This window comes from Rhodopseudomonas sp. BR0M22, from assembly GCF_010907035.1.
Classification (GTDB): Bacteria; Pseudomonadota; Alphaproteobacteria; order Rhizobiales; family Xanthobacteraceae; genus Rhodopseudomonas.
The window spans coordinates 1-13701 of sequence record NZ_QUMK01000096.1 but is presented as its reverse complement, the minus strand read 5'-3'; the positions used below and the strand labels follow the sequence as shown (position 1 = coordinate 13701).

Sequence of the window (13701 nt, the reverse complement as noted above, 5' to 3'; positions counted from 1 at the left end):
GTCGAACACCCGATCTACGACATTTGGCTGACCGATTGTAAGGACCCGGAGAAGCCGAACGTCGCCAGCGCGCAGCAGCCCGAGCCGCCGAAGCCGGCTGCCCAACCCCAGCCGCGCCGCCGCTCGCAGCAGCCCCCGCCGCCGCGCCCCCAGCGTCCACCGCCGCTGCCGGGATTCCAGCAGTAAGCGACCGCGTCCTCAGCTTCGCGACGCGATGATCGCCAGCGCTTCGGCTCCCGACACCGGCCGATCCATGGGCAACGCTGCGAACGAAGCTTCGCCTTCGAGCGCGTCGTCGAGCAGGTTGCGATAGCGCAGCCGCGGCACTTCGATCGCGCCGAAGCTCTTCAGATGATCGGTCACGAACTGGGTGTCGAGCAGCGTGTAGCCGCCGGCGAGCAGACGCGCGACGAGGTGGACGAGTGCCACCTTCGAGGCATCACGGGCGCGGTGAAACATGCTCTCGCCGAAGAACGCCCGGCCGAGGCTGACGCCGTAGAGGCCGCCGGCGAGAGCGCCGTCCTGCCAGACCTCGACGCTGTGGCAATGGCCGATCTCGTGGAGCCCGATATAGAGCTCGCGAATCCGGCGGTTGATCCAGGTATCGTCACGCCCGGGCTGCGGCGCTGCGCAGCCGTCGATCACCGCCTTGAAGTCGCGATTGACGGTGACGGTGAACGCGTCGGACCGCACGGTGCGGGCGAGGCGCGAGGACACCCGGAAGCCGCCGAGCGGAATGATGCCGCGCATGTCCGGCTCGACCCAGAACAGCGACGGATCGTCGACGCTCTCGGCCATCGGGAAGATGCCGCACGCATAGGCGCGCAGCAGCACGTCGGGCGTGATCTCGGAAGCGGCGGAGGAGTCGCGTGAGGCCATGGGGGAAGCATAGCACGACGATGCAGGCGTGCGACCCCGTGGGAGCCGCGCTCGATCAGCGGCTCAGTGCGGCAGGTCGGGCGTCCAGCCGACCAGCAGCAGCATCGCGAAGAACGCGATGAAATACGCCACTCCGACGTGCCAGCCGTGGCGCAGCCACAGCACCACCGACTTACCTTCCGGGAACATGTTGGTGATCGCGACGCCGGCCGAGGAGCCGAACCACATCATCGAGCCGCCGAAGCCGACCGCGTAGGCGAGAAAGCCCCAATCGTAGCCGCCCTGCTTCAGGGCCAGCGCGGTGAGAGGAATGTTGTCGAAACCGGCCGACACGAAGCCGAGGCCGAGCGCGGTCTGCCAGCTCGCGGTCGGGAGCTCTTCGACTGGCATCAGCGATGCGGTGGTCACCAGCGCAAGCAGGAAGATCGTGCCCTTGAAGGTCGCGGGCATCAGCTCCCAATCAGGGCGGCGCAGCGGCGCGGTGAGTAGAAGCACCAGCCAGACCGTCAGGCCGAGTACAGGCGCTTGGTCGAGCAGGGTGGGGAATTTCATGTTCGCGGTCACGTTGGCCGCCAGCGCCGCAATCAGGATCGCCGCAACGATGCCGACCCGCACCCATTCGATCTGCAGGCCTTTCGGCGCATTCTTGACGATCGGCGAAAACTTCTGCTGCTGGATCGAGGCCGGCACGGCAAACAGCGCCAGTGCGATCACGGCCGCCACATAAGCTTCCAGCACGCTGAGCGGGGACACGCCGGCGATCCACATCATCGTTGTCGTGGTGTCGCCGACCACGCTGCCGGAGCCGCCGGCGTTCGAGGCGGCGACGATCGCTGCGAGGTAGCCGATGTGAACCCGGCCGCGGAAGACGTGCCGCGCCACCATGCCGCCGATCAGCGCGGCGGCGATGTTGTCGAGAAAGCTCGACAGCACGAAGACCAGGCCGAGCAGCACCACCGGCCCTTTCCAATCGTCGGGGAGCAGTGCCGGCATCTCGTCGGGAATGCCGCTCTTCTCGAAATGCGCCGACAGCAGCGCAAAGCCCATCAGCAGCAGGAACAGGTTCGCCAGCGTCACCCATTCGTGCTGCATGTGCAGCGCCAGGCCGGACAGGCCGACGCCGGTCTTGAAGCCCGCGAACAACAGCTTGTAGCCGACCACGGTGGCCAGCCCGGTCAGCGCGATCAGCAGCGTATGGCGATGGAAGATCGCCACGCCGACGAGCGTGGTGGCGAACAGGATGAAATCGAGCGGAATGCCGAATACCAGAACCGGAGTCACGGCAGCCTCGTGCCGGGCAGGGTGGCCTGCAGCGCACCGATGCGCCAACGGTATGCAGGCGGCAACACGTTGCCGCTGGGAGGCTGAACGTTCAAAGGCGTATCTTCCCGAGATCGGATCCGCTGGACCGGCAAGGGGCAGCGGTGCGGCGGAAGCTGCCCGAGGTGCGACAAAATGGCAAGGCGGCAATGGTCTTAGGGCACCGGCCGTCGCAGCAATATCGGTCCCGAAGCTCGCGGGGCTTTCAGTTTTTGACTGCCAGCCAGATCCAATGCCGCGAGCCGGTGCGTTTGCCGACGGCGCGGACCGGGACTTCGTTGACGACGAAATCGCCGCGCCGTAGCCGCTTGGTGAAGTTGTCGTCCGGGCCCGACGACCACACCGCCAGCACGCCGCCGCGGCGCAATGCAGCGCGAGCGTCGGAGAGGCCGCGGCTGTCGTAGAGCTGGTCGTTGGCGGGGCGCGACAGCCCTTCGGGGCCGTTGTCGACATCGAGCAGAATGGCGTCGTAACGGCCGGTGCCGCCGCGGATCAGCTCACCGACGTCGCGCTGCAGGATGTTGACGCGCGGATCGCTGAGACTGTCGCCGTACAGTTCGGCCATCGGGCCGCGTCCCCAGTCGATCACTTCGGGCACCAGTTCGGCGACTTCGATGATTGCGGCCTCATCGAACACTTTCAGCGCCGCGCGTAGCGTAAATCCCATGCCGAGGCCGCCAATCAGCACGCGCGGTTTGGGCCGGCCGGCGAGTTTCTGGCATGCCAAGGTGGCAAGCGCTTCTTCCGAGCCGCCGAGTCGGCTGTTCATCAGCTCGTTGGCATCAAGGCGGATGGAGAATTCCTGGCCTCGTTGCATCAGCCGCAATTCGCCACCACCTGGGATCTGCGCGGTGGCCAATTGGGTCCATGGAAGCACGGCAATCGCCTTCAATCGGTGAGGGAACTAGGACGCCGCTCGAGCGGCATTTGGTCTAGAAAATTCGCAGCCTGACTACGGCGTCGTTGCGCCGCTGTCACCCGCGCGCAGTGCTGCTTCAGTGGGCTGCCTGTGCGGTCTGCGCAGCCCGCGCTGCCGGTGGGGTGGCGCGGCGAAAACGCAGCACGATCCGCGTTCCGTGGTGATTGGGGTCGCGTTCGACCCCGGCTTCCAGCTTGGCGGCCATTGCGCTGACGATGCGCTGACCCATGCCGGTCGACTGCGGGTTGACCTTGACGTTGAGGCCGACCCCGTCGTCGGAAATCGCCAGTTCGAGGTCGTCGCCGTCGGCTTTGAGCTCGACATGGATCGGCCCCTTGCCCTCCGGATAGGCGTATTTGACCGCGTTCATCACCAGCTCGTTGACGATGATGCCGATCGCGACCGCCTGGTCCGGGTCAGTCTCGACCGGCTGGGCCGATAGCGTCAGCCGCGACATCCGGTTACCTTCGGCCGAGCGCCGCAGGTCTTCCAGCAGGGCTTCGAGATACTGGTTGAGCATCACGCTCTTCAGATCGTGCGAGGTGTAGAGCCGGCGATGCACCTGCGCCACCGCGGCGACCCGGCCCATCGCATTGGTCAGCGCCGCCTTGACCTCTTCCTGTTTGCTCGAGGTCGCCTGCAGATGCAGCAGCGAGGCGATGATCTGCAACGAGTTGCCGACCCGGTGGTTGACCTCGCGCAGCAACATTTCGCGTTCCGCCGCCAGCGCAGCGTAACGGTCGCGGGAGGCGCGGACTTCGGCTTCGGCGTCGTCACGGGCCTTGCGCACCATCGCCTGCTTCAGCGCCTGATCGGCCGCGACCTGCAGCAGCGGCACGAATTCGCCCTGGGTGTCTTTCACCAGATAGTCGTCGGCGCCCGCCTTGAGCGCCGTCACGGCGATCTTCGAGTCCTGAGAGGCGGTGACGAAAACGACAGGAGGCGGGTCGGGAATGTTCTGAATTTGTTCCAGCGTCTCGAGTCCATCGAGACCCGGCATATATTGGTCGAGTGCGACCACGTCGATGCCGCCGTGGCGCAGCCGTTCGAGGCCGGCTTCGCCGCTCAGGACGTGCTCGACTTGGAACCCCTGCCGCTGCAGGCCGCGCGACACGAGTCGGCCGAGGGCCTCGTCGTCGTCGATATAGAGCAGGGTCGGCTTGGCGTCTGTCATGGAGCGTCGGGTTGCGGAACCTGGATGACCGAGAAGAACAGACCAAGCTGGCGAATCGCGTTGGCGAAGCTCTCGTAGTTTACCGGCTTGGTAATGTAGACGTTGCAGCCCAGCTCGTAGCAGCGCTTGATTTCGTGGGCGTCGTCGGTGGTGGTCAACACCACCACCGGGGTGGTCTTGAGGTGGTCGTTCTCCTTGATCCGCCGCAGGATATCGATGCCGCTGGCATCGGGCAGGTTGAGGTCGAGCAGCACCAGCAGGGCACGATGCTGGTGCTCGATGCCGGTGCCGTCGCAGCCGAACAGATAATTCAGCGCGGCTGTCCCGGAGGTGAACGGAATGATCTCGTTGTTCACGCCGGAGCGACGGATGTTCCGCTCGATCAGACGGGCATGTCCCTCGTCGTCCTCGATCATGATGATGGTGACAGGGTTACTCATGCGCGCTGTTCCTGACTCTTCTTTGCCGTCCATTTGGCCGGCAGGGTGATCGTAAAGGTCGAGCCCTCACCGAGTGCGGAAGACACCGACATGGTGCCGCCCAGCCGCCGCACCAGGGCTCGCACATGGGCTAGTCCGATCCCTTGCCCAGGCCGATCCTGTGTACCGGCGCGGCGGAAAAGATCAAAGATTCTCTGGTGGTCCTTCGGGTCGATCCCCCGGCCATTGTCGGCAATCTCGAAAATCACGAAGCCGAGCTTCTGCCGGCCTCGGATCACGATGTCGCCCGGAACCCCGTCTTTGAGATATTTCAAGGCGTTATCGATGAGATTTGAGAAGATTTGTTCAAGCGCTAGACGGTCGCTCACGATCTCCGGCAAGGGCTCGATCCTGATCTCGGCATTGGCTTCGGCGGCCTGATGGGCGACCGTCGAGGCGATATTCTCGATCAATTCGCGGGTGTCGATCCGCACCGGTTGAAACTGGCGCCGGCCTTCGCGGGTCAGATTCAGAATGGCGCTGATCAGCCTGTCCATCTTGCCGATGGAGGATTTGATGAAGCCGAGAGCTTCGGTGAAATCGTCCGAAAGCTGGCGGTCGGCAGGCTCCAACTCGGGTTCGCCGTCACTGTCGGCGTTGGCGGCGCTCTGCTTGCCGGCAACTTCGCGACTGAGCGTGGCGATCCGACGGAAAATGTCGCTGCGGAGCTCTTCCAGCTCGCTGGTGAAGCCCATGATGTTGACCAGCGGCGAGCGGAGGTCGTGGCTGACGATATAGGCGAAGCGCTGGATTTCCTCGTTGGCCTCGCGCAGGTCCGCGGTGCGTTCCTGCACGGTCGCTTCGAGGTTGAGATTGTTGTCGCGGAGCTGGATTTCGGCTTCGTCGCGCGCGCGCGCCGAGCGGCGAACCAGAAAGATCGACAGGCCGGCGAGCACCAGCACCAGACCTGAGCCGGTCGTCGTGATGATCGTGGCGAGCGCCTGGCTGCGATCTGCTTCCGACGTCCGCTCTGAGAACAGCCGGTTTTCTTCGGCGCGCATTTTTCCCAGTGCATCGCTCAGTTCGTTCATCGCGCGGCGGCCAGCGTCGTCGCGTAAGAGCTCGCGTGCTTCTTCGGCGCGGTTGTCCTTCGCCAACGCGATCACATTCCCGAACCGCTCGAGGCGGGACTGGGCCGAGACGATGGCTTGTTCGATCAGCGGACGCTGCACGTCGTTGTCGGCGACGAAGCCGCGCAACTGCAACAGCCGCGGCATGACGTCGGGGGCGGCCTCGTTGAACTGTTGGATCAGATCGTCCTGTCCAGTGAGGACATAGCCACGCTCGGCGCTTTCGGCACGACGAAGCTGCAACTGAACCAGAGCGATCTGGTTCTGAACCTCGAGGGTGTGTGCGACCCAGGCATTGTCCTCGCGCGCCTTCTGCAGCCAGTACACCGACGCCAAACTGACCGCGACAAGTACCGCGAACGACAGCGAAAGCAGCGTAACTTGGACAAGCGAACGCTTGCGCGCGGATTCAGGCGTCACCGCACGCCTCCAGCACGAATCAAATCAAGCAAGCTATCCCCCAGGCGCGTCGCGAGCGGATTGAATACGTTCCAACGTCGATCAGGTGGAATGGTTCCCTGCCATCCGAAATGTTCGGCAGGCAAGAATTCTGACCGCGGTGCGCGAAAAGGTCATTTTCTCAAGAGGTTGATCGCCTAACCGTCAGTGACGCCGGAAGCCAGATACTGCTCGAGCCAATGGATGTGGTAGTCGCCGTCAATGATCGAAGGCTCGCGCACCAGAGCGCGGAAAAGCGGCAGCGTGGTCTCGATGCCGTCGACGACCATCTCGTCCAGCGCTCGGCGAAGGCGCATCAGGCATTCGCCGCGGGTTTTGCCGTGGACGATCAGCTTGCCGACCAGCGAGTCGTAATAGGGCGGGATCGTGTAGCCCTGGTACACTGCGGAATCGATCCGGATGCCGAGGCCGCCGGGCGGATGGTAGCGCGAGATCTTGCCGGGCGATGGTCGGAAGGTCACCGGATTTTCGGCGTTGACCCGGCACTCGATCGCATGACCGTTGAGGGTGATCTCGTCCTGGGTGACCGGCAGGTCGCCGCCGGCGGCGATCCGGATCTGCTCCAGCACCAAATCGATGCCTGTGATCATCTCGGTCACCGGATGCTCGACCTGGATGCGGGTGTTCATTTCGATGAAATAGAACTCGCCGTCTTCGTACAGGAATTCGATCGTGCCGACGCCGAGATACTGCATCTCCTGCATCGCTTTGGCGCAGATGCCGCCGATCCTTGCGCGCGCCTCGGGGCTGATCACCGGTGAGGGGCTTTCCTCCCACACCTTCTGATGCCGGCGCTGCAGCGAGCAGTCGCGCTCGCCGAGGTGGATCGCGCCGCCGCGGCCGTCGCCGAGCACCTGGATTTCGATGTGGCGCGGTTTCTGCAGGTATTTCTCGAGATAGACCGAAGCGTCGCCGAACGCCGCCTTGGCTTCGTTGCCGGCGGTGGAGATCGCCATCGCCAGATCCTCGGCAGTGTGCGCGACCTTCATGCCGCGCCCGCCGCCGCCGGCCGCAGCCTTCACCAGCACGGGGAAGCCGATCGACTTGCCGATCGCCATGGCGTCGTCGTCGGCTCCGACAGCGCCATCGGAGCCCGGCACCACCGGGATGCCGAGGCGCTTGGCGGTCTTCTTGGCCTCGATCTTGTCGCCCATCAGGCGGATGTGCTCGGCCTTCGGTCCGATGAAATGCAGATTATGGTCGGCCAGGATTTCGGCGAAGCGGGCGTTCTCCGACAGGAAACCATAGCCGGGATGCACCGCGTCGGCGCCGGTGATTTCACAGGCGGCGAGCAGCGCCGGGACGTTGAGGTAGCTGTCCTTGGACTGCGGCGGGCCGATGCACACGCTCTCGTCGGCGAGGCGGACGTGCATCGCGTCGGCATCGGCCGTGGAGTGCACCGCCACCGTGGCGATGCCGAGCTCCTTGCAGGCGCGCAACACGCGCAGGGCGATCTCGCCGCGATTGGCTATCAGGATTTTATCGAACATCGGCTTAACCGCGCTGTGAGGCCAAAGGGCGAATAGCGAATGGAAAATAGAAGGAGACGCAGCTAAGCGAAGAGTTCAGCTCGCTATTTGCTGCGGCCACTCGCTCCTTACTCGATCACGACCAGGGGCTCGCCGAATTCGACCGGCTGGCCGTCTTCGACGAGGATCTGGGTGACGATGCCGGCCCGCGGCGAAGGGATCTGGTTCATCGTCTTCATGGCTTCGACGATGAAGAGGGTCTCGCCGACCGAGACGCGGCTGCCGACGTCGATGAAGGGCTTGGCACCCGGCTCGGGTGCCCAATACACCGTTCCCACCATCGGCGAGGTCACCGCGCCGGGATGCTTGGCAAGATCGGCCGCGGTCGCGTCGGCCGATGCGGTCGCCTTGGCGGCCGGTGCCGGCGCATAGGCCGCCGGGACAGCTGCGGCGATGCTGACGTTACGGGCGACGCGCACACGCAGTCCAGCACGCTCGATCTCGATCTCGGTCAGGTTGGTCTCATCCAGCAACACCGCGAGTTCGCGGATCAGGCTGCTGTCGTCGGTCGCCGGGGCGGTGGTCGGCTCGGCGGCGGTTTTCTCTGCAGGCTGGCGGGCCATAATGTTTTGATCCAGATCTCTTGAGTGAACGGGTGGGCTCAGGCCGTGGCGCCGGCGCCAAGTTTGGCGGCGAGGCCGGTGATGGCCAGGCGATAGCCGTCGATGCCGAAGCCGCAGAGGCTGGCGAAGGCGGCCTTCGCGATGAAGGAGTGGTGACGGAAGTCCTCACGCGCAAATACGTTGGAAACATGGACTTCCACCGTCGGGATCTGCACGCCGACCAGCGCATCGTGCAGGGCGATCGAGGTGTGCGTGTAGCCACCGGCGTTGATCACGATGCCGGCTGCCTTGTCGCTGCGTGCCTGGTGAATCCAGTCGATCAGCTCGCCTTCGTGATTGGATTGACGGCAGACGGCGACCAGACCGAAGCCGGCGGCGGTCTCGGCGCACAGCTTCTCGACATCGGCCAAGGTGGCACGACCGTAGATTTCCGGCTCACGGGTCCCGAGCAAATTCAAGTTCGGGCCGTTCAGCACGTAAATCGTCTGAGCCATCGAAAATTCCGGCAATTTTTGCGAATCTGATCCAGCGGAGCGGCGCAATCCACCGCGCAGCCTATCGGAATCCGGCGAAATTCACCTGATCGCGGGCGTTATAGGTAACCTCGGGGCTGAGGGGAAGCCTGAACAGGCTCACTTCACGGATGAATCGCCTGATGCTTTGGGCGAGGGGGGATAGGCAACCGCACGGAATCGTTCGCAATCACGCAGCCCTCGTTGACCCGCGCACGTTCGGCGCTGATGCTGAAGTCGGCCGGGCTCGGCAAGCCGAGGTCAGGAGGTCTCGGGGCGGCGATGGAGATCGCGCGTGCATCCGGAACAACTGGATGGTCTGGCGGTTGTTATCCGTTGAAGCGACTTGGGCGGTTCTGGTTTCCGACTTTCACTTTGTCTGACTGTGGCATTGGACTAATCTGGGCGCCGGAGATGGCTCCGCGTAGCCGCGATGTGTTGTGGCGACGCCGATGACGGTTCGTCCTTTCTTCGCGGCACAATCGACCGGCACTCGTCGGCTTCGCGGATTTGAGTTGTCGCTTTGCTCCGCTCGTCTCCAACCGGAGGTGTCATGGCTCGCTATATCGTGCGATTTATGAAGGACATCCTCGGCGAGAATGGACGTCACGAGGAAGTCTGTCAGGGCGTGCTGGAGGTCGATGCCGCCAGCACCGACAATGCGATCGAGATTGCAAAGTATCAATTCTGCCAGAAGGAGCGGCTGCGGGAGTGGTCGCTCCATGCCGACCGCGTCCACGTCGCCGAAACCGAGTTTCCTTCATAGGTCGTTCCGCAGCTCGCATCCGACCGCGATGTGAGCAGGCCGGCTCACGGAAGCCAGCGCATACCCCGTCTTTCCTCTGGCGGAGGAGCCGGAAGGCCGTCCTTTCTGCTTGAGGGGTGCGTGGCACCTCGAGGTTGCCTTGTTAATCTCTACAGTGTAGAAATTGGCGACCGTCAGCGGCTGACAGCGTTGCGAGAGCTTCTCACGGTGTTGTCGCGACACGTTTCGCGACCCTCAATCAGGCCCTTGGCCGGACCGCCGGCATTTCACCCGTCTGCGCAGAATGCGGACGCGCGTGTCCGAGGGCTTACTCGCGACGCGAGGCTCGGACTGCGAGCGAACCATGAGCGGACTGCTCTCACTTTTTGATATGTCAGACGAACGCGGCGTGTTGAGAACTTCGATCGCCGTAACCTTCGTGATCTCGTCTCTCGGGATCGGCTTCGGCCTGTTCTCGGGGTCGTTTTCGATCGTGTTCGACGGGGTGTATTCCCTGATCGATGCGGGCATGAGCCTGCTGTCGCTGATCGTGGTCAACCTGATCACGTCCTACGCGGTGGCGGATCATATGTCCCGCAAGCTCAGGGAGCGTTTTTCGTTCGGCCTCTGGCACCTCGAGCCGATGGTGCTCGGGCTGAACGGAACCTTGCTGATCAGTGCGGCGCTGTACGCTCTGGTTACGGCCATCGGCAGCCTGTTGAGCGGCGGCCGCGACCTCGAATTCGGTTCGGCGTTGGTTTACGCGGCCGTGACAGTGATCGCCTGCGCGGCCATCGCGGCCGTTGAATGGCGCGCCAATCGCAAGATTGGATCTGAATTCGTTCGCCTCGACGTCCGGGGCTGGATCATGTCGGCCGGCATCAGCGCCGCGCTGCTGATTGCCTTCATGATCGGCTTCGCGGTGCAGGGGACGTCTTGGCAGTGGATTTCGCCCTACATCGACCCGGCGGTTCTGGCGGCCGTGTGCGTGCTCATCATTCCGTTGCCGGTCTCGACGGTACGGCAGGCGCTGGCCGACATCTTCCTGGTGACGCCGGTCGATCTGAAGAAGCATCTGGACACGGTGGCGGCGGCGTTCGTTGCCAAGCACGGCTTCGTGTCCTATCGCGCTTACATGGCGCGGGTCGGGCGATCGAAGGAGATCGAACTCTACTTCATCGTTCCTGCCGATGCGCCTGCACGCACGATCGGCGAGTGGGACATGTTGCGAGACGAGATTGGCGATCTGGTCGGCGACGACGGACCGAACCGTTGGCTGACCGTGGTGTTTACGGGTGATCCTGAATGGGCCGAATGATGTCGACTGCAGCTGCAAAGTCGAACACCAGGATCCGCGCGAGTCTCGGCCCGCGCGGTCTTGCGAAGAATGAGATCGTCGAAACGGCGGTGAGTCTCATGGAAGAGGTGGGAGAGGCGGCCTTCAGCGTGCGCAAACTCGGCGGACGAGTCGGCTGCGATCCGATGGCGATCCTCTATCACTTCAAGAACAAGGACGGCATGTATCGCGCGATGGCCGACGCGCTGGTGGCGAAGCTATCGCCCATAGGCGCCGACCAGCCCTGGCAGGATCGGCTCCGCGCCCACGCGCGCGATCATCGCGCGCTGGCGCTGCAATACCCGAACACCTTTCCGCTCCTGCAGAGATTCCTCAACACCGGCGTTGCCGACTTTCCCCATATCGAGATGGTTCACCGCGCGCTCGCCGACGCCGGCGTGTCCGATGCGGAAGCGCCAGCCGTCTGTCTTGCCTGGTACGCAGGCGTCATTGGTCTGTGCACGGCGGAGATCGGCGGGCTGGTGCGGACCGCTAGCGAGTCCGAAGTCGCAGAAATTGAAGAGCTGCCGTCTGCCGAGTTTCCGGTGCTGAAGAAGCTGGCTCGCGCGTATTTGGCCGTCGAGACGGAGACCGTCTTCGAGATCGCCAACGAGCTCTTCCTTCAAGGACTAGGCAGCCGCGCGGGCCGCAGTCCGGACTGAAACATCCCTGATCGTCGTTCGGCCAAGATCATCGCCAGCGCCGGCAATAGACGGCGACTGGCGATCCGAGTTCATGCGCCGATGGCGCTCAGCACTTGTCCTTGCCGCAGCGGGCGGTGTTGATCTTCTGGCGCAGCGTGTCGAGGCCGACCGCGCCGACCACGACCTGCTTGCCGATCACGTAGCTCGGCGTGCCGTTCATGCCCATCGCTTCGGCGAGCTTGAAGCTCTCTTCGATGGTGGCTCGCACTTCCGGACTGTTCATGTCCTTCTCGATCTTGGCGGGGTCGAGGCCGGCGTCCTTCGCGGCAGCGAGCGCTCGCGCCTTGTCGGCCTGACCGCGGCCGCCGAGCAGCTTCTGGTGAAAGTCGAGGTACTTTTTACCGCTCGGGTCCTGCATCCGCACCGCGATCGCGACCTGCGCCGCTTCGACCGATGGCGGACCGAGCACCGGGAACTCCTTCAGCACGACCTTCAGGTTCGGGTCGTCCTTCATCAGCTCGAGCATGTCGCCCATCGCACGCTTGCAGTAGCCGCAATTGTAATCGAAGAACTCGACCATGGTGACGTCGCCGTTCTTATTGCCCAGCGTGACGCCGCGCGGCGAGTTGAAGAGCGTTGTTGCGTTTTCCGCAACCGCGGCCTGATGCTTCTCGGCCTGTGCTGCAGCCTGCCGCTTGCCGAGCTCTTCCGAGGCTTCTTCGAGCACCTCGGGATGCGACACCAGGTATTCCTTGATGATCGTCTCGATCTGGCTCCGCTGCTCGTCGGAGAATTTCTGCGCCGAGGCGACGGCCGGCGCGCCAACGATGGCGAGCGCGAGCAGGGCTGTGGCGAGCGGGCGGAACGACAGCATAGGCGGATCCCTTCGGGCGGGTCAGGTCGTGGAAAAGACGCGTGGATTCGAACGTTTCATAGCGCTTTTCCCCGGCAAATACGCGGTTTTTGTGAACACGATCCGGTCAGACATGGTCTGAGGCCGGTGCGACGCAACGACGCCGGCGCATCGGAGAACCGAACGCCGGCGTCGTCAGATCGCGTGCGGAGTTACTTGATGGTGGTCAGGCGCAGATAGGGGCGGGGTTCTTCCCAGCCCTGCGGGAACGCCTTGGTGGCGGCTTCGCCCTTCACCGACAGCGGGATGATGACCTTGTCGCCCGGGCGCCAATCGGCCGGGGCCGCGACGGTGTGCTTGTCGGCGAACTGCAGCGCGTCGATCACGCGCAGGATTTCGTCGAAGTTCCGCCCGACGTTCATCGGGTAGGTCATGGTGAGCCGGATCTTCTTGTTCGGATCGATAATGAACACCGAACGCACCGCAGCGGTATCGCTCTGGTTCGGATGGATCATGTCGTAGAGCTTGGCGACCTTCAGCTCCGGATCGGCGATGATCGGGAATTGCAGGTCGGTCTGCTGGGTGTCGTTGACGTCGGCAATCCACTTCAGGTGCTCGTCCACCGTATCGGTCGACAGGCCGATCGGCTTGACGTTCCGCGACGCGAACGGCTGCGCCAGCTTGGCGGTCTTGCCCATCTCGGTGGTGCAAACCGGGGTGAAGTCGGCAGGATGGCTGAAGAAGAAGACCCAGGAGTCGCCGATGAAGTCGTGGAACGAAATCTTGCCCTTGGTGGTGTCGGCGGTGAAATCGGGGGCAATGTCGCCGATATGAAGGGACATCGGTGCGGTCTCCTATACGTTTGTTGAGTGCTGATCGCGCGCCGAAACAAGGTCGCGCGCGCCGAAGGATAGAGACCTTCTAGATGGCGATTCCGCACTGCAGGATCAAGGAACTCGTCGCAAAAGCATCTGCAAAAAAGCCCGGGCGATGCATGATTTTCATGCACCGCCCGAACGATATGTATCTCGATACGGCTACGGGCAGGGCATCTCGCGACCGCCCTTGGCGATGTAGGTGCCGGTCGCCGGATTGTACGATCGGAAGCGCCGTGCGCAGTAGTCCTGCTGGCGTGCCGCTTCGGCTTGGCTGGCTGCAATCGCGCCGCCAACGATCGCCGCACCGATGCCGATCCCGACCGCGGCGCCCACGCCGGGAC

General features: G+C 63.7%; 15 protein-coding genes and 1 pseudogene. 4 read left to right on the top strand and 12 right to left on the bottom strand.

The window, feature by feature from the left end; translation table 11 throughout:
• Positions 1-186, top strand: a pseudogene (locus tag DY468_RS22970) (DUF2155 domain-containing protein); the annotation flags it as partial.
• Positions 187-198: 12 nt separating this feature from the next.
• Here the strand turns inward: DY468_RS22970 and aat are convergent.
• The 9 genes from aat to aroQ all read right to left on the bottom strand — a co-directional run bounded on the left by aat (position 199) and on the right by aroQ (position 8886).
• Positions 199-879 (bottom strand): leucyl/phenylalanyl-tRNA--protein transferase, encoded by a 681-nt coding sequence (gene aat, locus DY468_RS22965; RefSeq protein ID WP_164607711.1) that lies wholly within the window; start codon positions 877-879, stop codon positions 199-201.
• A 63-nt stretch (positions 880-942) separates the two neighbouring features.
• Positions 943-2160, bottom strand: coding sequence for a citrate transporter (locus DY468_RS22960; protein ID WP_164607709.1), 1218 nt, complete (start codon positions 2158-2160; stop codon positions 943-945).
• A 244-nt stretch (positions 2161-2404) separates the two neighbouring features.
• Positions 2405-3076, bottom strand: coding sequence for a spermine/spermidine synthase domain-containing protein (locus tag DY468_RS22955; RefSeq protein WP_164607707.1), 672 nt, complete (start codon positions 3074-3076; stop codon positions 2405-2407).
• Positions 3077-3194: 118 nt separating this feature from the next.
• Positions 3195-4292, bottom strand: a complete 1098-nt coding sequence (locus tag DY468_RS22950; protein ID WP_164607705.1) for a sensor histidine kinase — start codon at positions 4290-4292, stop codon at positions 3195-3197.
• Positions 4289-4732 (bottom strand): response regulator, encoded by a 444-nt coding sequence (locus tag DY468_RS22945; protein WP_164607703.1) that lies wholly within the window; start codon positions 4730-4732, stop codon positions 4289-4291. The genes DY468_RS22950 and DY468_RS22945 overlap by 4 nt, the downstream gene beginning before the upstream one ends.
• Complete coding sequence (locus DY468_RS22940; protein WP_164607701.1) at positions 4729-6261, bottom strand: sensor histidine kinase; 1533 nt, start codon at positions 6259-6261, stop codon at positions 4729-4731. Before DY468_RS22940 ends, DY468_RS22945 begins: the two co-directional genes overlap by 4 nt.
• Positions 6262-6437: 176 nt before the next feature.
• Positions 6438-7790 (bottom strand): acetyl-CoA carboxylase biotin carboxylase subunit, encoded by a 1353-nt coding sequence (accC, locus tag DY468_RS22935; protein WP_164607699.1) that lies wholly within the window; start codon positions 7788-7790, stop codon positions 6438-6440.
• Positions 7791-7897: 107 nt separating this feature from the next.
• Entirely contained in the window at positions 7898-8392 is a 495-nt protein-coding gene (gene accB / locus DY468_RS22930; protein WP_164607697.1) for an acetyl-CoA carboxylase biotin carboxyl carrier protein, read from the bottom strand.
• Positions 8393-8430: 38 nt separating this feature from the next.
• Positions 8431-8886: a type II 3-dehydroquinate dehydratase gene (gene aroQ / locus DY468_RS22925; protein WP_164607696.1), complete on the bottom strand. Its 456-nt coding sequence runs from the start codon at positions 8884-8886 to the stop codon at positions 8431-8433.
• A gap of 571 nt (positions 8887-9457) precedes the next feature.
• On the opposite strand from aroQ, the gene DY468_RS22920 reads away from it, so the two are divergent.
• The 3 genes from DY468_RS22920 (at position 9458) to DY468_RS22910 (ending at position 11647) form a co-directional block, all read left to right on the top strand.
• Positions 9458-9670, top strand: a complete 213-nt coding sequence (locus DY468_RS22920; RefSeq protein ID WP_164607694.1) for a hypothetical protein — start codon at positions 9458-9460, stop codon at positions 9668-9670.
• Positions 9671-10013: 343 nt separating this feature from the next.
• The gene (locus DY468_RS22915) at positions 10014-10967 is read left to right on the top strand and encodes a cation diffusion facilitator family transporter (RefSeq protein WP_164607692.1); all 954 of its coding nucleotides are present in this window, start codon (positions 10014-10016) and stop codon (positions 10965-10967) included.
• Positions 10964-11647: a TetR/AcrR family transcriptional regulator gene (locus DY468_RS22910; RefSeq protein WP_164607690.1), complete on the top strand. Its 684-nt coding sequence runs from the start codon at positions 10964-10966 to the stop codon at positions 11645-11647. Before DY468_RS22915 ends, DY468_RS22910 begins: the two co-directional genes overlap by 4 nt.
• 88 nt (positions 11648-11735) lie before the next feature.
• Here the strand turns inward: DY468_RS22910 and DY468_RS22905 are convergent, their stop codons facing one another.
• From DY468_RS22905 to DY468_RS22895, 3 genes are all read right to left on the bottom strand, one after another.
• Complete coding sequence (locus DY468_RS22905) at positions 11736-12503, bottom strand: DsbA family protein (protein ID WP_164607689.1); 768 nt, start codon at positions 12501-12503, stop codon at positions 11736-11738.
• 191 nt (positions 12504-12694) lie between these two features.
• Positions 12695-13324, bottom strand: a complete 630-nt coding sequence (locus DY468_RS22900) for a peroxiredoxin (RefSeq protein WP_164607687.1) — start codon at positions 13322-13324, stop codon at positions 12695-12697.
• Positions 13325-13519: 195 nt separating this feature from the next.
• A partial coding sequence (locus DY468_RS22895; protein ID WP_164607685.1) for a BA14K family protein occupies positions 13520-13701 on the bottom strand: 182 nt, incomplete at its 5' end.

Bases quoted from the DNA above. Each gene is read 5' to 3' on its own strand.
- aat (WP_164607711.1), bottom strand. From the start codon at position 879: ATGGCCTCACGCGACTCCTCCGCCGCTTCCGAGATCACGCCCGACGTG.
- DY468_RS22950 (WP_164607705.1), bottom strand. From the start codon at position 4,292: ATGACAGACGCCAAGCCGACCCTGCTCTATATCGACGACGACGAGGCC.
- DY468_RS22945 (WP_164607703.1), bottom strand. From the start codon at position 4,732: ATGAGTAACCCTGTCACCATCATCATGATCGAGGACGACGAGGGACAT.
- accC (WP_164607699.1), bottom strand. From the start codon at position 7,790: ATGTTCGATAAAATCCTGATAGCCAATCGCGGCGAGATCGCCCTGCGC.
- accB (WP_164607697.1), bottom strand. From the start codon at position 8,392: ATGGCCCGCCAGCCTGCAGAGAAAACCGCCGCCGAGCCGACCACCGCC.
- aroQ (WP_164607696.1), bottom strand. From the start codon at position 8,886: ATGGCTCAGACGATTTACGTGCTGAACGGCCCGAACTTGAATTTGCTC.
- DY468_RS22920 (WP_164607694.1), top strand. From the start codon at position 9,458: ATGGCTCGCTATATCGTGCGATTTATGAAGGACATCCTCGGCGAGAAT.
- DY468_RS22915 (WP_164607692.1), top strand. From the start codon at position 10,014: ATGAGCGGACTGCTCTCACTTTTTGATATGTCAGACGAACGCGGCGTG.
- DY468_RS22910 (WP_164607690.1), top strand. From the start codon at position 10,964: ATGATGTCGACTGCAGCTGCAAAGTCGAACACCAGGATCCGCGCGAGT.
- DY468_RS22905 (WP_164607689.1), bottom strand. From the start codon at position 12,503: ATGCTGTCGTTCCGCCCGCTCGCCACAGCCCTGCTCGCGCTCGCCATC.
- DY468_RS22900 (WP_164607687.1), bottom strand. From the start codon at position 13,324: ATGTCCCTTCATATCGGCGACATTGCCCCCGATTTCACCGCCGACACC.